Source organism: Rathayibacter sp. AC451, from assembly GCF_979253095.1.
In genome coordinates, this window is record NZ_CEEDBD010000001.1 from 1,282,770 (window position 1) to 1,298,275 (window position 15,506).

Sequence of the window (15,506 nt, forward strand, 5' to 3'; positions counted from 1 at the left end):
GGGACCGACAGTAGGGCACGGGTGCTCCGCTCCCCCGGAGCTTGACAGCGGACGCCGACGTCCGATTCCCGCGATCGCCCCGCGCTCGAGCGTGACAGGCTCGTGTCGTGCCCACCGCCGATCCGCTGTTCGACGAGCGCTACCGCGCCGTCGCCTCCCGCGACGCCCGCTTCGACGGCCGGTTCATCACCGGTGTGCACTCCACCGGCATCTACTGCCGCCCCAGCTGCCCCGCCGCCACTCCCCGACCCGCCAACGTGCGCTTCTACCCGACAGCGGCCGCGGCGCACGAGGCAGGGCTGCGGGCGTGCAAGCGCTGCCTGCCCGACGCGGTCCCCGGCTCGCCCGAGTGGAACCTGCGCGACGACACCGCGGCCCGCGCGATGCGCCTGATCGCCGACGGGGTCGTCGACCGCGAGGGCGTCGAGGGCCTCGCGGCCCGGCTCGGCTACGGGGCCCGGCACCTCGGGCGGATCCTGCGCGAGGAGCTCGGAGCGCCGCCGCTCGCCCTCGCCCGCGCGCAGCGGGCGCAGACGGCGCGGCTGCTGCTGACGGGGACGGAGCTGCCGGTGTCCGAGGTCGCGTTCGCGGCCGGCTTCGCGAGCATCCGGCAGTTCAACGCCACGATCGCGGAGGTGTACGAGCGCACGCCCAGCGCCCTGCGCGCCAGCGCACGCGGCGCCCGCACCGGCGTCGGGGTGCAGGCGGGCGCGACGACGCTCGAGCTCCGGCTGCCGGTGCGGGCGCCGTTCCACGCGGGTGTGCTCGACTTCCTCGCGGTGCGCGCCATCGGCGGGATCGAGGAGGAGCACCCGGCGTCTACGCGCGCTCGCTCGCGCTGCCGGGCGGCCCCGCGGTGATGCGGCTCGAGCACGACGGCGCGGCGGTGCGCTGCACGGCGACCCTCGCCTCCATCACCGACATCGGCCCCCTCGTCTCGCGCGTGCGCCGCCTGCTCGACCTCGATGCCGACGCCCCGGCGATCGACGAGGCGCTCGCCGCGGATCCGCTGCTCGCGCCCCTCGTCGCGGCCGCCCCCGGGATCCGGCTGCCCGGCTCCGTCGATCCGGCCGAGACGCTGGTGCGCACCCTGCTCGGGCAGCAGGTCTCGGTCGCCGCCGCCCGCACCGCGCTGACCCGCCTGGTCGCGCACCTCGGCGGCGACCTGCCCGGCACGATCGCCACCGGTTCGATCACCCGGTGCTTCCCCTCCCCCGCCGTCATCGCCGAGCGCGGGGCGGAGGTGCTGCGCGGCCCCGCGCGCCGCATCGACACGGTGCTCCGCGTCTGCGCCCTCCTCGCCGACGGCGGGCTGCGCCTGGACGCGGGCTGGAGCCGGGAGGAGCTGTCGGAGCACCTGCTCGCGGTGCCGGGCATCGGGCCCTGGACCGCCGGCTACGTGGCGATGCGCGTCACCGGCGATCCGGACGTGCTGCTCACGGGCGACCTGGCGCTGAGGAATGGAGCCGCCACCGCGGGTCTCCCCGCCGATCCGCGCGCCCTGGCCGAGGCCGGCCGCCGCTGGGCGCCCTGGCGCAGCTACGCCGGGATGCACCTGTGGCGAGCGGCTACCGGTCCGAAGCGGGCGGGATGATCGGCAGAGACGCCGTCATCGCCTCGATGCCCGAGAGGCGCGCGGGCGAGATCAGCCGCAGCACCTCCTCCCGCGACATCAGTCCCGCCTCGACGACGAGGTCGGCGACGTTGCGGCCCGTCGAGAGGGCCGCCTTCGCGATCGCGGCCGACGCGGTGTAGCCGATGCTCGGGGTGAGCGCCGTGACGACGCCGACGGAGGAGGCGACCATCGCCTCGAGCCGCGCCGTGTTGGCCGTGATGCCGTCGATGCAGTTCACTCGCAGGGTGAGGCAGGCCTGGGTCATCCAGGTGATGCTCTGCAGGAGGGAGTGCGCGATCACCGGCTCGAAGGCGTTCAGCTGCAGCTGGCCCGCCTCGGCCGCCATCGTGACCGTGACGTCGGCTCCGGCGACGGAGTAGGCGACCTGGCTGACCGCCTCCGGGATCACCGGGTTCACCTTGCCGGGCATGATGCTCGACCCCGCCTGGCGCGGCGGGAGGTTGATCTCGCCGAAGCCCGCCTGCGGGCCGGAGGAGAGCAGGCGCAGGTCGTTGCAGATCTTCGACAGCTTGATCGCCGAGCGCTTCAGCGCGCTCGAGAACGACATGAAGACACCCGTGTCGCTGGTCGCCTCGACGAGGTCCAGCGCCATCTCGAGGTCGAGGTCGGTGAGCTCGTTGAGGTGCCGGACGGCCGCGGCTCCGTAGCGCGGGTCGGCGGTGATGCCCGTGCCGATCGCGGTGGCGCCGAGGTTGACCTCGGCGAGCAGCCAGATCGTCTCGGAGAGCCGCGCGTGGTCCTCGCCGAGGGTCGTGGCGAAGCCGTGGAACTCCTGGCCGAGGGTCATCGGCACCGCGTCCTGCAGCTGGGTGCGGCCCACTTTGAGGACGCCGCCGAACTCCACCGCCTTCCGCGAGAACGACTCGCGCAGCAGCGCCAGCTCGTCGAGGAGGCGCCGCAGCGACCAGGTCATCGCCATCTTGATGGCCGTCGGGTAGACGTCGTTGGTCGACTGACTCCGGTTGACGTCGTCGAGCGGGTGCAGGGTCGCGTAGTCGCCCTTGGGACGGCCCGCGATCTCGAGCGCCACGTTGGCGACGACCTCGTTCGCGTTCATGTTGGTGGAGGTGCCTGCTCCGCCCTGGATGACGCCGACCACGAACTGGTCGTGGAACTCGCCGTCGAGGATCCGGCGGCAGGCCGCCTCGATCAGCTCGGCCTTGTGCTGCGGGAGGCTGCCGATCTCGGTGTTCGCCCGGGCGGCGGCGAGCTTCACGGTCGCGAGCGCGCGCACGAGATCGGGGTAGATCGAGATGGGCCGCTTCGAGATCGGGAAGTTCTCGAGGGCCCGGGCGGTGTGGATGCCCCAGTAGGCGTCGCCGGGGATCTCGAGGGAGCCCAGGGAGTCGCTCTCGGTGCGGGTCACGGCGGATCCTTCCTGGTCGCTCTCGGGGAGGGTGCTCGGTGCGAGGGTCACGTCAGCTCCGTTGCTGTCGTCGGTGCGGCCCCGGGGGTGCAGGGGTCCGCGGACTGCGCCGCCAGCCTACGCCGGACCAGTCCCGGGCCCGGAGCGGGTGCGGGCCGGTGCGATCCGCAGGAGACGGTGCGATCCGCAGGGGACGGCGCGATCCGCAGTCGACGGTGCGATCCGCAGGGGATCCGGCGGCCACGGAGCCGGCCGATGCGGCGGGAGGCGCCTTCCCGGGCGGAACACCTGCGGATCGCACGGACGCCGCCCCCGGTCCGTGGTTGCATCGTCCCGGATCCGCTCCGCACGCCCGGCGCGGAGCGACGACAGGAGGACCCGTGCCGCACGCGAGCGCACCCCGGCCGATCATCGGCCTCACCACGTACCGCGAGCGCATCGTCTCGGACGTCTGGGACCTCGAGGCGCCCTACCTCCCCGCCGGCTACCTCGACGCGGTGACGCGGGCCGGCGGAGTCGGGCTCCTGCTGCCTCCGCAGCCCGTCACCGAGGAGGTCGCCCGCGCCGTCGTCGACCGGCTCGACGCCCTGGTGCTCACGGGCGGACTCGACCTCGATCCCGCTCTCTACGGCCAGGAGCCGCATCCCGAGACCGACGCGCCCCGGCCCGACCGCGACGCGTGGGAAGAGGCGCTGCTCACCGCCGCGCTCGAGCGGGACGTGCCCGTGCTCGGGGTCTGCCGCGGGGCGCAGCTGCTCAACGTGAGTCTCGGCGGCACCCTGCACCAGCACTTGCCCGACGTCGTCGGCGACCGCCGGTACCAGGCGGAGGGCGGGGTGTTCTCGCGCATCGACGTCGCGATCGCGCCGGAGTCGCACCTGCGGACCCTCCTCGGCGAGGACGCCGTGGTGGCGCAGGTCCACCACCATCAGGCGGTGGACCGCGTGGCCGACGGGCTCGTCGTCTCGGCCCGCACCGCCGACGGGACGATCGAGGCCCTCGAGCTGCCGGGTCGGCCGTTCGTGCTCGGCGTGCAGTGGCATCCGGAGGAGGACGCCGCGGACGACCGCCTGTTCAGCGGTCTCGTGGCGGCTGCGCGTGCGCACCGCGACCGGAGGACGGCGGCCGATCCGTCGCGAACGGCGGTCTGAGCGGCGGGTGCACCGCCGACGGATCGCTCCGCGCCGACGACCGCTCGCGACGGGTCGACGCGCTCCGGATCAGGAGTAGTCGCCGCTCGCATACGCGATGAACGGCACGAGCAGTCCGGCGAAGATCAGGAAGACGGCGATCAGGGCGACGAACCCGAGCATCACCGAGTTGAGGACGATGCCCCAGATGGCCAGCGTGCGGCCCGTCGGCTCGCGGCGCAGCCCCAGGATGCCGAACACGAGTCCGGCGACCGGCGCGACGACGGTCAGACCGAAGAAGACGGAGGTCACGCCGAGGATCAGGCTGGTCAGCGAGAACGGGGTCGACGGCGCCGGAGCGGCGGCGTACGCCGGCACGCTCGGGGAGCCGTACGGCGCGGGGTACGCGGCGCGCGGGTTCTCGGGGCGCAGCCGCTCCGGACGCGGCGTACCGGCCGCCGGCTCCTCGGCGCGCGACGGCTCCGCGCCCGGGAGCGACGACTCGCGCTCCTCGGCCGCAAGGTCGGGGAGCACGGCCGTGGCGCGCGTCCCCAGGTCCTCGGTCGGCTGCTCGGAGGCGGTGGTGCTGCGGGTGGTGGGCTCGTCGCTGGACATGCGTGCTGCTCCTGGTTCAGGGTGGTGGCCGGTGTCTCCGGCGATGACTCCACGCTACGGACGCGCCGGCGGCGGCCCCATCCGGTGAACCCCCGGAGGGCGGGGGGAACCCCCGCGCACAAGCGGGGGCGGGTGCGAGACTGGGACGACCGGTGCTCCACCGGCGCACGCGAGGAGGCGGTGGCGGATGGACGACGACGAGATCCGGCACCGGACCCGCGACAGCCGCGGAGCGCGGGCCGTCTGGTTCGCGGGACTGTCCGCGATCGCGGGCTTCGTGCTGCTGTCGCCGCTGATCTCCCTCACCGCGACCGTGATGACGTGGGGAGCCCGCCGCCGCACCGGCGCCCTCAGCGACCGCAACGGCGTCGTCGCCGTCAACTGGCAGCTGACCTACCTCGCCCTGCAGCTGATGCTGGTGCCGCTGCACCTCGCCCTCGTCTCGGTGCGCGACTCCCTCGCGGCCGACTGGCCCGTGGTCACGATCTCGGCGATCCTCGCCCTCGCCGTGCTGAACCTCGTGCTCTGCGTGGTGCTCGGGATCCGCTCGGGGCGAGGGCGCACCGTCCGTCTGCCGATCGCGGTGCCGTTCGTGCGCTCCTCCCGGTCTCCGCGCTGACCGACGGCGTCGGAGCGCCCTCCGGATGCGGCAGGGTGGAGCGGTGACCCCGATCGCCTTCCCCTCCCCCGTCCTCGTCGTCGCCGACGACGGGACCCGCCTCGCCACCTACTCCGTCGGCGACGAGAGCGCGCCCACCGTCCTCGCCGTGCACGGGTTCGCCTCGAACGCGGTGCTCAACTGGGAGACGGCGGGCTGGCTGCGCACCCTCGTCCGCGCCGGGTACCGGGTCGTCGCGCTGGATCAGCGCGGGCACGGAGCGAGCGAGAAGCCGCACCGCCCGGACGCCTACGGCGTCGACGTGATGGTGCAGGACCTCGTGCGGGTGATCGAGTCCTACGACCTCCTCGCTCCGCACGTCCTGGGCTACTCGCTCGGGGCGCGGATGAGCTGGGTGCTCGGGCTCCGGCACCCGGAGCTCGTCACCACGCTCAGCCTCGGCGGGCTCACCGTCGGCGAGCCGCTCGCCCGGTTCGACGCCGAGGCGGCCCGGGCGCGCGTGGCGAGCGGAGGGGAGATCGACGACTCCTTCACCCGCGCCTTCCTCGGCATGGCCGAGGGGGTCGCCGGCAACGACCTCGCGGCGCTCGTGGCCGTGGCCGACGGCGTGCGCGGCGGTGCCCACCCCGAGGCGGGCGAGCATCCGGCGCTGCCGATGCTGCTGGTCACCGGCGACGCCGACCCGATCGCTCCCGGAGGAGAGCGGCTCGCGGCCGAGGCGGGCGCCCGCTTCGTCAGCGTCCCGGGGCGCGACCACACCAGCACGGTGCCCGCGCGCGCCTTCAAGGACGCGGTGCTCGCGTTCCTCGCCGAGCACGCCTGACCCCGGCCCCGATCGCGCGGCGTAGCATCGCGGCATGCATGCCATCCGCGTCGACGCACCCGGACCCGACTCCCGCCTCGTCCTCGAGGAGGTGCCCGATCCCGTCCCCCTCGAGGGCGAGGTGCTGCTGCACGTCGCCGCGGCGGGCGTGAACCGGGCCGACCTCGGGCAGCGGGCCGGCGTCTACCCGCCGCCGCCCGGCGCCTCCGGGATCCTCGGGATGGAGGTGTCGGGCTCGGTCGTCGCGCTCGGCCCGGGCGTCACCGGCGTCGGAGTGGGCGACGAGGTCTGCGCGCTGCTGTCCGGCGGCGGGTACGCCGAGTACGTCGCGGTCGACGCGGGGCTGCTGCTCCCCGTTCCCGCGTCGATCGGGCTGATCTCGGCCGCGGCGCTGCCCGAGGCGACCGCCACGGTCTGGTCGAACCTGGTGATGACGGCGGGGCTCCGAGCGGGCGAGACGGTGCTGGTGCACGGCGGCGGCAGCGGGATCGGCACGTCCGCGATCCAGATCGCCCTCGCGATCGGCGCGCGGGTCGCGGTGACCGCCGGCAGTCCGCGCAAGCTCGACGCGTGCCGCGCGCTCGGCGCCGACATCCTGATCGACTACCGCGAGGAGGACTTCGTCGAGCGGATCCGCGAGGAGACCGGCGGCCGAGGGGGTCGACGTGATCCTGGATCCGATCGGCGGGGACTACCTGGCGCGCGACGTCGAGGCGCTGGCGACCGGCGGCCGGATCGTCTTCATCGGCAACCAGTCCGGAGCGCAGGGAGCGCTCGACGTCGGCGCGCTGATGCGCCGGCGCGGCGCGGTCCACGCCACGACCCTCCGGGCGCGGCCTCTCGAGGAGCGGCGCGCGATCATCGCCGAGGTGCGCGAGAAGGTCTGGCCGCTGGTCGCCGACGGCACGGTGCGCCCGGTGATCGACGAGGTGCTGCCGCTGGCCGAGGCCGGGACGGCGCACGAGCGGATGCGGGCGTCCGGCCACATCGGCAAGCTGCTGCTGACCCCGTGACCGTGCCGGACCTCGGGGTGCCCGGCAGCGGCCGTCGCCGCTGACGAGCACCCTCGGCCGAGGTTCCGGCTCAGACCCCCGAGCGGAGCAGTCCGAGCGAGCGGTTGATGCCGTCGACGTCGACCGCGGCCGGATCGAACGAGGCTCCTTCGGCGAGGCCGAGCGATTCGAGCGCCTCGGCGTGGTCGGCCGAGGACGCGTCGGTGGCCGCGCGGACCGTGTCGGCCCAGGCCGCCGGGCCGCCGGGGGCGTCGATCGGAGCCGCGCCCCGCGCTCCCGTGCACCGCGGAAGGGCCGCGCCGAGCGGCGAGACCGCCTCGAGCCGGATGACGTGGCGCCACTCGTCCTCGAGGTCGTAGACGTAGAAGAGCTCGTCCTGGACGTTCTCGAGCACCTCGGCCAGGGCGACGGAGGCCTCGTCGACGAGGTCGGCGCCGAGCTCCTCGGCGTCGGCGGGCGAGCCGATGCGGGCGGCCTCCTCGTCGGGCACGCCGACGCTGAAGTAGTGCGGCTGAGCGTCGGTCCAGCCCAGCGAGAGCTGGAGGGCCAGGTGCAGGTCGCGCAGCGACGACTCGGAGGAGAGCTCGAGCCGGCGCCACACCACGGGCTTCGTGCCGAGCAGCGAGACCCGCAGGGCGTAGGCGGAGGCGGAGTCCTGCGTGGCCTCGTCGAGGATCTCGAGTCGCGACGCGTCGCGCTCGCCGAGCAGCACGATGCTCGCGCGCACCACCGAGGCGAGCACGGGCTGCAGACCCTCCGGCACCACGTAGCCGAACTCCGGGGAGTGCAGGAGGAGGCCGAGCTCGGCGGCGTCGTCGAGCATCCGCTCGGCCGCGCCGACCATGCGCTCGCGCTCGTCGAGCGACTCCTCGAGCGCCACGTCGGCGTCGGCCGCGAGCTCGTCGACCAGCTCGCCGACGACGAGGCCCGGGTGGATCTGCGACTGGCAGGCGACGGCGATGCGCAGCAGGACCGCATCGGTCGTCGTGACGGCGCGGTCGCGCGGTGCGAAGGCTCCGCTCTGGGTGTCGGAGGAGGCGAGCGCGGCCTGGGCGCTGACGATCCACTGCTCGAGGAACCGGGCGATGTAGGCCACGCGCTCGGCGGCGGCCTCGGCGGCGTCGGAGCTGCGCCAGAGCGGCGCGGCGTCGCCGAGCACGGCGACGGACCCCTCCGAGTCGAGCACGGCGGAGGCCACGAGCGCGTCCCACCAGGCCGAGACCGGGATGCGGACGGCGTCGTCGCTCGGGGTCGAGCCGGCGGAGGCGATGCCCGCCTCGACGGCGAGCTCGCGAGCGGCGCGCTCGGACAGCGACGCGTCGTCGGCGCCCGCGAGGTGCTCGACGACGACGTCGGCGGCGTGCACGAGCGCGGTGGCCCGCGCGGCGACGAGCTGCCGGTCGGCCGGGACGTCCTCGACGGCGGTGAGGTCGTCGAGGACGGCCTCGACGAACGAGCCGGCGAGGTCGAGGACCTCGTCGAGGACGGCCTGGCAGTCGTCGAGCTCCTCATCGGTGCCGGTCCAGAGGTCCTCGTCGGTCAGGAAGTCGAGGAAGTGCTCGATGACCTCGGCGACGGTGAAGAGCGTGTCGTCGAGATCGGCCTCGCTCTCCTCGCCCGAGAGGTCGGACTCGATCTGGTCGAAGATCGCCTCGAGCAGTTCGGCGTCGGGCTGCGCGAACGAGCCGCGGGGGCGGAGGTCGCGGGTCATGGCGAAGAGGTCGGTGAGGACCTCCACGGCCTCGTCGACATCGAGGTGCTCGTGCAGGGCGCCGACCTCGACGAGGTGCGCGCGGTACCAGCTGCGGAACCGGACCATCATCGCGGTCTCGGCGGTGCGCCCGCCTCCGGACCCGCCCTGACCGCCGCCGGAGCGCCCGCTGCCGGATCGTCCCTGATTGCGCTTCTTGCCCATCGTTCCTCCGCGACCGCTCCACTCTCGACTGCGAAGCGCTCCAGTCTACCGGGGCCCGCCACGGGGAGGGAGGCCGCGTCAGCCGATCGTCGACGTGACGGTCCAGGCGCGCCGCGATCGGCCCGGCGTTCAGGAAGAAGAGGTCGAGCTCGCGAGCCGAACCCGATCCTGCGAGCCGGACGCCCGACCGGGAGCACCGGCGGCACCGGGTCTTCGCAGACCGGCCGCGCTCAGCCGGCGGACGGCACCGCCGCGTAGCGCAGCCACAGGCCGCCGGAGGCGAAGCGGTGCTGATCGAGCAGCCGCAGATCCAGCCGCACCCCCGCCGGGAAGAAGGGGGTGCCTCCGCCGACCGCGAGGGGCCCGAGGACGGGCTGGAACTCGTCGACGAGGCCCGCGCGGATCGCGTGCGAGGCGAGCTCCGGTCCATCGACGGTCAGGTCGGGTGCCGACGCGGCCTTGAGTGCACGGACCTCGTCGGGATCGAAGGAGCGCTCGATCCGCGTCCTCTCGCTCGACACCTCCTGGAGCGTCGTCGAGTAGACGATCTTGTCGGCGGCCTGCCACGCTCGCGCGAAATCGACGATGTACGGCGGGTGCTCGGGGTTCCGATGCGCGGTCTCCCAGAACAGCATCGTCTCGTACATGCGGCGGCCGTAGAGGAAGGTGCCGACCGAGCGCAGCCGCTCGGCGAAGAAGTCGTGCGCCTCCCGACCCACCTCGAGGAACTCGGAGCCGCCCTCCGCGTCGATGGCGTAGCCGTCGAGCGAGGTGATCATCGAGTAGATCAGCTGTCCCACGGGTGCCTCGCAGTCCTCGTCGTCGGCGGCGTGCCACGACGGTAACGGGCGTCGATCGACGACGGCAAGTGCTCTCAGGCGCGGTCGTGGAGGGTGATGAGGTAGCCGTCCGGGTCTTCGAAGGTGAAGGTGAACCCGAACGGACCCTGCACCGGATCCACGGCGATCGGCACGACGGCGGCGACGAGGGCCGCGTGCACCGACTCCGCCTCCGAGGCGTGCAGCCAGAGCCCGATGCCGCGGCCCAGCGGTGCGGCATCGAGATCGACGCCGGGCGCCGCCGAGCGGACCGCGAAAGCGGCCGGCGCCGTGCCGAAGACCACCGCGTGGGGCGGGCCCGCCTGGCGGACGAAGCCGAGGTGCTGCTCGTAGAACGCGGCGGAGCGCTCGAGGTCGCGCACCTGGAGCGAGACGAAGCCGGGGCCGGAGACTGTCATGGGTGTTCCCTTTCATCGAGTGTCAGTCATCTGACACACCTCCGACTATGTCAGACTTCTGACATGCATGGTGACGGGATCGATCTGGCCGCCTCGCCGGGCTATCTGCTGAAGGTCGCGTCGACGGCGCTGCGCTCGGCCATGGAGGAGGTGCTGCATCCGCTGGGCATGACGATCACGCACTACTCGTGCCTCGAGCTGCTCGCGCAGCGCCCGGGCCTGTCGAACTCGGAGCTGGCGCGCGGGACGTTCGTCACGCGGCAGTCGATGAACGTGCTGCTGCAGTCGCTCGAGCAGCAGGGGCTGGTCAGCCGGGCCGAGCGCCCGGTCTCGGGCCGGGTCCTGCCGACCGAGTTGACGGAGGCCGGACGCCGGCAGCTCGCGACGGCGAGCGCCGCGGTCCGCGTGGTCGAGGACCGGATGGTGGCGGACCTGGCGGACGGCGACCGCGAGCGGCTGACCCGGCTGCTCGCGAGCTGCGCGGCGGCGCTGCAGCACCGAACGGCTCGTTGACACGGAGCGCCGCCGGTGCCTGACTGGTGCGGACGCGAGGAGGCGGCGGTGGCGGGGATCACAGGGTTCGATCACATCGGAGTGACGGTGGAGGATCTCGAGACGGCGACGGCGTTCTTCGTCGGGCTGGGCCTCGAGATCGAGGGCAGGACGCCGGTGGAGGGCGAGTTCCTCGACACGGTGATCGGGATGTCCGACGCGCGGACCGAGATCGTCATGCTCCGCCCGCCCGGCGGCGGGACCGCCGTCGAGCTGTCGCGCTTCGTCCGGCCGGAGCCGCGGCCCGTTCCCCCGGCCGTGCAGGCGAACGAGCCGGGGCTGCGGAGTCTCGCGTTCGTGGTCGACGACCTCGCGGCCGTGCTCGAGACGCTCGACGCCGACGGGTACGGACTCGTCGGGGGCGTCGGTCAGTACGAGGCGATCTGGCGGATGGCGTACGTCCGCGGTCCGGAGGGGATCATCGTCGCGCTCGCGGAGCGGATCGGCACCCCGTGAGCGACCCCCGGGACCTCGCCGAGCTGTTGGCCGCCCTCCCTCCCGAGCGCCGTGCCGCGTTCGACCGGCTCTCGGCGCTCGTCGCCGCGGTCGGGGTGCCGGAGTCGAACCACTCGTTCGTCTTCCGAGCCGGCGAGACGGAGCATCCGGTGTTCGACGACGCCGAGGCCGTGTTCTGGCGCGCGGTGCGGCAGATGCGGCAGGGCGACTCGCTCCGCGGTCGCGAGCTGCCGCTCGTGTACTGGGGGTTCCACTCGATCGATCTGCTCGGGCGCCGGCACTCGAACGGCGTGCTCGTGACCGACCGCGCCGTCGTGGTCGACGATCCGCGCGGCGACGCGGTGCGCCTGCCCACCGCGACCCTGGATCCGGCGTCGATTCGCGTCGACGGCGAGCGCCTCCTCGTCGCGGGCGTCGCCATCGGCCTCGCGCAGATCGCGCGGATCCTGCCGCCCGCAGGTGCGGGAGGACGCGGCGGAGTACCTCGCGGCCGTCGTGACCGCGGTCCGCGCGAGCCCGGACGCCGAGCCGCAGGAGGACGAGAGCGTCGAGGACGTCGTCCTCGCCAGCGGCATGAGCGGCGACCTCCTCCTGCCGAGCCGCCCGAAGGACGCGAAGGGCCTGGCGAAGCTGGCGGCCAAGTGGTCGCTCCCCGCCGAGGAGGCGATCCTCGTGTCGCTCTCGAGCGCCACCTTCGCCGGCGTGTACGGCCTCGCGATCACCGACGCCGCCCTCTACACCCGCGACCTCTTCGAGCCGGTGCGCCGAGTGCCGCTGGCCGAGGTGGGTGCGCTCTCGTGGGACGACCCCGAGAAGGCGGTCCGGATCGGACCGGGCCACACGGCTCCGAACCATCCCGCCGTCACGCCGAGGAACGGCGAGGCCGCCGCGGCGCTCCTGCAGGACCTCGTCCGTGCGGCCTCCCGCCGACTGCCGTAGCGTCGGGCCATGGGTGCGTGGAGTGGGGAGCCGTTCGGCAACGACACGGCGGGCGACTGGGTCTACGAGCTCGACGAGGCCGACGACTGGCGGTACGTGCGCGAGGCGCTCGATGCCGCCGTCGCCTCGGCGCAGGTGGACGCCGACACCGCGGACTGCGCGATCGCGGCCGCCGAGGTCGTGGCCCGCGGGCTCGGCCGCGAGGGCGGCGCGCACGCCGACACGATCCGGCACTTCGTCGAGCGCGCCGGGCGGCCCGACGACGAGCTCGTGGCGCTCGCCCTGGCCGCGCTGAGCGCCGCCGACTCCCCCGGCAGCGAGCTCACGGAGCTGTGGGAGGACGCGGATCCCCAGGAGTGGCGCGAGGCGAACGCGGCCCTGCGGAGCGTGCTCGAGGAGGGCTGAGGGCTCACCCGGACCGGGGGCGCCTCCGGAACTCGGTCGGCGTGGCACCGACGTGCCGCTTGAACGCCGAGCTGAAGGCGAAGGGGTCCTCGTAGCCGACGGAGCGCGCGACGGCGGCGATCGTCACTCCGGGATCGAGCAGGAGGTCGCCCGCGAGCGTGAGGCGCCAGCGGGTGAGGTAGGTCATCGGAGGGGCGCCCGTGCCCTCGCGGAACCGGGCGGCGAGCGAGGCGCGGGAGACGCAGACCCGGCGCGCGAGGTCGGCGACCGTCCACGGCGCCGCCGGGTCGGCGTGGAGCAGCTCGAGGGCGGCCACGACGACCGGGTCGCTGCAGGCGAGCCAGGCGTCGGCGTCGGACTCGGCGGCCCAGCGCCGGATCGTCGCGACGAGGAGCACGTCGAGCAGCCGGTCCACGACGATCTGACCCGCCGCCCCCGATCGGTCGAGCTCGCGCACCAGGAGGGGCACGACGCCCTCGTCGCCGGAGGGGACGACCGCGAGGCGCGGCAGCACCCGCAGGACGAGGCCGCCGACGTCGTCCGCACGGTCGTAGGCGCCGACGAGCAGAGTGGTCTCGCCGTCGACGGCGTTGCCCCAGCGACGGACTCCATGGCGCAGCTCGTCGGTCAGGTCGCGGCCGTCGAGGCTGCGGCAGACCTGGCCTGGCTCGATCACGACCGACGCCTCGCTGCCGGCCGCGTCGGTCACGATGTAGGGATCGGCACCGGTCACCAGCGCGACGTCCCCCGCCCGGAGCAGTCGGCCGTCGATCCGAGCGGACCCCTCCGTCACGGCCACCAGGGTCAGGGCGGCACCGTCGCGCACCGCGACGCCCCACGGTGCCCCCATCCGCATGAGGAGCGCGAACGCCCGCGACGCGCGCGGACCGGCGAGGAAGTGATCGAGCGGATCCACGGGCTCACCGTAGACGATCACCGAGGTTCTCCGGCGTTCGGACCATTGCCCGTCTACGGTCGCCGCGGTGGGATGGGGGCATGACACCCCACCTCCTCCCCGTCGGTCACCCGCTCGAGAGCGCACGCTCGTGAGCGCCCTCGCCGCCGCCGCGGTCGTCGGCTCCGGACTCGTCGCCGGCGTCTACACGGCGTTCAGCACGATGGTCGTGCCCGCCCTGCGCCGTCAGGACCCGGGCCACGCCGCGGCCGTCATGATCGGCATCAACCGGTCCGCCGAGCGCGGGCCGTTCCTGCTGCTCTTCGGCGGGACCGCCGTCGCCGCCGCGGCCCTCGGCGTCTCGGCCCTCGTCCGCTCCGATCCCGCCGACGGAGCGGTCGCCGTGGCGTCCCTCGCGAGCACCGCGATCACCGTGGCGGTGAACGTGCCGCTGAACCGGCGGCTCGAGCGGGACCCTGCCTCCTGGTCCGCCTACGCCCGCACCTGGACGGCGTGGAACAGCGTGCGCGCGCTCGCGGCGGCCGCGGCCGTCGTCCTCGCGCTGAGCACGCGCTCCTGACTCAGTCGCAGTCGGCCGGCTCGCCCTCGCCGATCTCGGCGGCCAGCTGATCGGCGCTCAGGCGATCTCCGGGCTCCGGCGTCCGGAAGGGGCCGGCGGGCGGGAGATCGACCTCGGGCTCGGGCGTCTCGGGGGCGACCTCGACGTCGAGATCGCGCTCGGCCTGCTCGGCGTCGCGAGCGGGCCGGGAGGACGGGAGGAAGGGCTCTGCCATCGACATGTGCTCGATGATCGCCGCCGCGGGTGACGACGAGGTGAACTCGGACGTCACGGGAACCGCACCCCGGTGAGCTCCTCCGAGAGCCGCCAGACGCGGTCCGCGTCCTCGACGCTCCGAACGCGCGGGTAGGCGCGCTGCTCGGTCGGCGCACCGCCCAGCCGCCCCGGACCGCCCGGCCCGACGAACCGGCCGCCCTCGCCGTCGAGGACCGCGGCGAGGAGCGCGGGCAGCGGCGCGGTCTCGACCGTGCCCACCAGCAGGCCGCGCCGCGACAGCGCACGGATGAGCCGCACGTCGAGGCCGTCGCGGTCGCGCCCCGTCTCGGGCCGGGCGGCGAGCAGGCTGGTGGGAGCCACTCCGGGGTGGGAGAGGTTGCTCGTGATCCCCCAGCTGCGCGCGGCGCTCCTGCGCTCGAGCTCGAGGCCGAACAGCCCGAGGGCGATCTTCGACGAGCTGTAGGCGCGGAACGCGTGGTAGCCGCGCTCCCAGTTCGGGTCCTCCCAGTGCACCGCGTTCCGGTCGGCGGCGATGCTCACCTGCGAGACGACGCGGGCGCGGCCCGCGCGCAGCAGAGGAAGGAGACGGCCGATCAGGGCGAAGTGGCCGAGGTGGTTGGTGCCGAGCTGCAGCTCGAAGCCGTCGACGGTGCTGCGGCGGGCCGGCGGGGTCATCACCCCGGCGTTCGCGACGAGCAGGTGGATCGGGGCGCCCTCGGTCTCGAGCGCGGCGGAGAGCGCCGCGACGGAGTCGAGCGACGCGAGATCGAGGTCGCGGAGCGAGACGACGGCACCGGGGTGCCGCTCGCGGATCCTCGCGGCGGCCGCCTCCCCCTTCGCCCGATCGCGGACGGGCAGCACCACCTCGGCGCCCGCCGCGGCCAGGCGGCCGGCGAGGACGAGTCCCAGGCCGTCGCTGCCTCCGGTGACGAGGGCGCGGCGGCCGGACAGCCCGGCGAGCCTGGCAAGGTCGGAGGGAGTGAGATCGATCGGTCGGCGTGCCATGGCGGGCTCCTGTTCGGGGTCGGGACCGGTGCGGTCCTGCGGTGCCGCCAGCCTGCGCGGAACCGGCACCCGGAGGAACGGCCCGCTCAGCCGCTGATCGGCGA

At 74.3% G+C, this 15,506-nt stretch carries 16 protein-coding genes and 2 pseudogenes; 10 read left to right on the forward strand and 8 right to left on the reverse strand.

The genetic code is table 11. The features are described 5' to 3' along the window. Positions 1 to 107 precede the first annotated feature (107 nt). Positions 108 to 1,594 (forward strand): annotated as a pseudogene (locus AC0CID_RS06095) (DNA-3-methyladenine glycosylase 2 family protein). Here AC0CID_RS06095 and AC0CID_RS06100 read toward each other — a convergent pair. Further along, positions 1,569 to 3,053, reverse strand: coding sequence for an aspartate ammonia-lyase (locus AC0CID_RS06100; protein WP_374070882.1), 1,485 nt, complete (start codon positions 3,051 to 3,053; stop codon positions 1,569 to 1,571). The pseudogene AC0CID_RS06095 and the gene AC0CID_RS06100 overlap by 26 nt on opposite strands. A 329-nt stretch (positions 3,054 to 3,382) precedes the next feature. Here AC0CID_RS06100 and AC0CID_RS06105 point away from each other — a divergent pair, with 329 nt between their 5' ends. After that, the gene (locus AC0CID_RS06105; RefSeq protein ID WP_465226107.1) at positions 3,383 to 4,153 is read left to right on the forward strand and encodes a gamma-glutamyl-gamma-aminobutyrate hydrolase family protein; all 771 of its coding nucleotides are present in this window, start codon (positions 3,383 to 3,385) and stop codon (positions 4,151 to 4,153) included. A 69-nt stretch (positions 4,154 to 4,222) separates the two neighbouring features. Here the strand turns inward: AC0CID_RS06105 and AC0CID_RS06110 are convergent, their stop codons facing one another. Beyond that, positions 4,223 to 4,747, reverse strand: a complete 525-nt coding sequence (locus AC0CID_RS06110; protein WP_465226108.1) for a DUF4190 domain-containing protein — start codon at positions 4,745 to 4,747, stop codon at positions 4,223 to 4,225. Between the two features lie 187 nt (positions 4,748 to 4,934). Here AC0CID_RS06110 and AC0CID_RS06115 point away from each other — a divergent pair, with 187 nt between their 5' ends. The 3 genes and pseudogenes from AC0CID_RS06115 (at position 4,935) to AC0CID_RS06125 (ending at position 7,202) form a co-directional block, all read left to right on the forward strand. Further along, positions 4,935 to 5,366 (forward strand): magnetosome magnetite crystal formation protein family, encoded by a 432-nt coding sequence (locus tag AC0CID_RS06115; RefSeq protein WP_465226109.1) that lies wholly within the window; start codon positions 4,935 to 4,937, stop codon positions 5,364 to 5,366. Between the two features lie 43 nt (positions 5,367 to 5,409). Then, entirely contained in the window at positions 5,410 to 6,189 is a 780-nt protein-coding gene (locus AC0CID_RS06120; RefSeq protein WP_465226110.1) for an alpha/beta fold hydrolase, read from the forward strand. A 34-nt stretch (positions 6,190 to 6,223) separates the two neighbouring features. Then, positions 6,224 to 7,202: pseudogene (locus AC0CID_RS06125) on the forward strand (NAD(P)H-quinone oxidoreductase). 70 nt (positions 7,203 to 7,272) lie between these two features. Here the strand turns inward: AC0CID_RS06125 and AC0CID_RS06130 are convergent. The 3 genes from AC0CID_RS06130 to AC0CID_RS06140 all read right to left on the reverse strand — a co-directional run bounded on the left by AC0CID_RS06130 (position 7,273) and on the right by AC0CID_RS06140 (position 10,354). Further along, the gene (locus AC0CID_RS06130; protein ID WP_465226111.1) at positions 7,273 to 9,117 is read right to left on the reverse strand and encodes a plasmid pRiA4b ORF-3 family protein; all 1,845 of its coding nucleotides are present in this window, start codon (positions 9,115 to 9,117) and stop codon (positions 7,273 to 7,275) included. A 230-nt stretch (positions 9,118 to 9,347) separates the two neighbouring features. After that, positions 9,348 to 9,917 (reverse strand): dihydrofolate reductase family protein, encoded by a 570-nt coding sequence (locus AC0CID_RS06135; RefSeq protein WP_465226112.1) that lies wholly within the window; start codon positions 9,915 to 9,917, stop codon positions 9,348 to 9,350. A 74-nt stretch (positions 9,918 to 9,991) separates the two neighbouring features. Continuing rightward, a complete protein-coding gene (locus AC0CID_RS06140) occupies positions 9,992 to 10,354 on the reverse strand; it encodes a VOC family protein (RefSeq protein ID WP_465226113.1) in 363 nt (120 codons plus the stop codon). Positions 10,355 to 10,417: 63 nt separating this feature from the next. Between AC0CID_RS06140 and AC0CID_RS06145 the strand changes: the two genes are divergently transcribed. The 4 genes from AC0CID_RS06145 (at position 10,418) to AC0CID_RS06160 (ending at position 12,706) form a co-directional block, all read left to right on the forward strand. Beyond that, positions 10,418 to 10,867, forward strand: a complete 450-nt coding sequence (locus AC0CID_RS06145) for a MarR family winged helix-turn-helix transcriptional regulator (protein ID WP_465226114.1) — start codon at positions 10,418 to 10,420, stop codon at positions 10,865 to 10,867. Positions 10,868 to 10,915: 48 nt separating this feature from the next. Beyond that, the gene (locus AC0CID_RS06150; protein WP_465226115.1) at positions 10,916 to 11,362 is read left to right on the forward strand and encodes a VOC family protein; all 447 of its coding nucleotides are present in this window, start codon (positions 10,916 to 10,918) and stop codon (positions 11,360 to 11,362) included. Positions 11,363 to 11,821: 459 nt separating this feature from the next. Continuing rightward, a complete protein-coding gene (locus AC0CID_RS06155; protein WP_465226116.1) occupies positions 11,822 to 12,301 on the forward strand; it encodes a hypothetical protein in 480 nt (159 codons plus the stop codon). A gap of 9 nt (positions 12,302 to 12,310) precedes the next feature. Continuing rightward, on the forward strand, positions 12,311 to 12,706 hold the full coding sequence (locus AC0CID_RS06160) for a DUF4259 domain-containing protein (protein WP_465226117.1): 396 nt from the start codon (positions 12,311 to 12,313) through the stop codon (positions 12,704 to 12,706). Between the two features lie 4 nt (positions 12,707 to 12,710). On the opposite strand, the gene AC0CID_RS06165 is transcribed toward AC0CID_RS06160, so the two are convergent. Further along, entirely contained in the window at positions 12,711 to 13,622 is a 912-nt protein-coding gene (locus tag AC0CID_RS06165) for a cupin domain-containing protein (RefSeq protein WP_465226118.1), read from the reverse strand. Positions 13,623 to 13,752: 130 nt separating this feature from the next. On the opposite strand from AC0CID_RS06165, the gene AC0CID_RS06170 reads away from it, so the two are divergent. Next, positions 13,753 to 14,181 carry an anthrone oxygenase family protein gene (locus AC0CID_RS06170; RefSeq protein ID WP_465226119.1) on the forward strand — a complete coding sequence of 143 codons (429 nt, stop codon included), beginning with the start codon at positions 13,753 to 13,755 and terminating at the stop codon, positions 14,179 to 14,181. Between the two features lies 1 nt (position 14,182). Here the strand turns inward: AC0CID_RS06170 and AC0CID_RS06175 are convergent, their stop codons facing one another. Further along, positions 14,183 to 14,452, reverse strand: coding sequence for a hypothetical protein (locus tag AC0CID_RS06175; RefSeq protein WP_465226120.1), 270 nt, complete (start codon positions 14,450 to 14,452; stop codon positions 14,183 to 14,185). Continuing rightward, positions 14,449 to 15,402 carry an SDR family oxidoreductase gene (locus tag AC0CID_RS06180; RefSeq protein WP_465226121.1) on the reverse strand — a complete coding sequence of 318 codons (954 nt, stop codon included), beginning with the start codon at positions 15,400 to 15,402 and terminating at the stop codon, positions 14,449 to 14,451. The genes AC0CID_RS06175 and AC0CID_RS06180 overlap by 4 nt, the downstream gene beginning before the upstream one ends. Between the last annotated feature and the right edge of the window lie 104 nt (positions 15,403 to 15,506).

What these genes read in the sequence shown, in the direction of transcription:
- AC0CID_RS06145 (WP_465226114.1), top strand. Translation starts at nt 10,418, where the DNA reads ATGCATGGTGACGGGATCGATCTGGCCGCCTCGCCGGGCTATCTGCTG.
- AC0CID_RS06110 (WP_465226108.1), bottom strand. Translation starts at nt 4,747, where the DNA reads ATGTCCAGCGACGAGCCCACCACCCGCAGCACCACCGCCTCCGAGCAG.
- AC0CID_RS06115 (WP_465226109.1), top strand. Translation starts at nt 4,935, where the DNA reads ATGGACGACGACGAGATCCGGCACCGGACCCGCGACAGCCGCGGAGCG.
- AC0CID_RS06130 (WP_465226111.1), bottom strand. Translation starts at nt 9,117, where the DNA reads ATGGGCAAGAAGCGCAATCAGGGACGATCCGGCAGCGGGCGCTCCGGC.
- AC0CID_RS06180 (WP_465226121.1), bottom strand. Translation starts at nt 15,402, where the DNA reads ATGGCACGCCGACCGATCGATCTCACTCCCTCCGACCTTGCCAGGCTC.
- AC0CID_RS06160 (WP_465226117.1), top strand. Translation starts at nt 12,311, where the DNA reads ATGGGTGCGTGGAGTGGGGAGCCGTTCGGCAACGACACGGCGGGCGAC.
- AC0CID_RS06140 (WP_465226113.1), bottom strand. Translation starts at nt 10,354, where the DNA reads ATGACAGTCTCCGGCCCCGGCTTCGTCTCGCTCCAGGTGCGCGACCTC.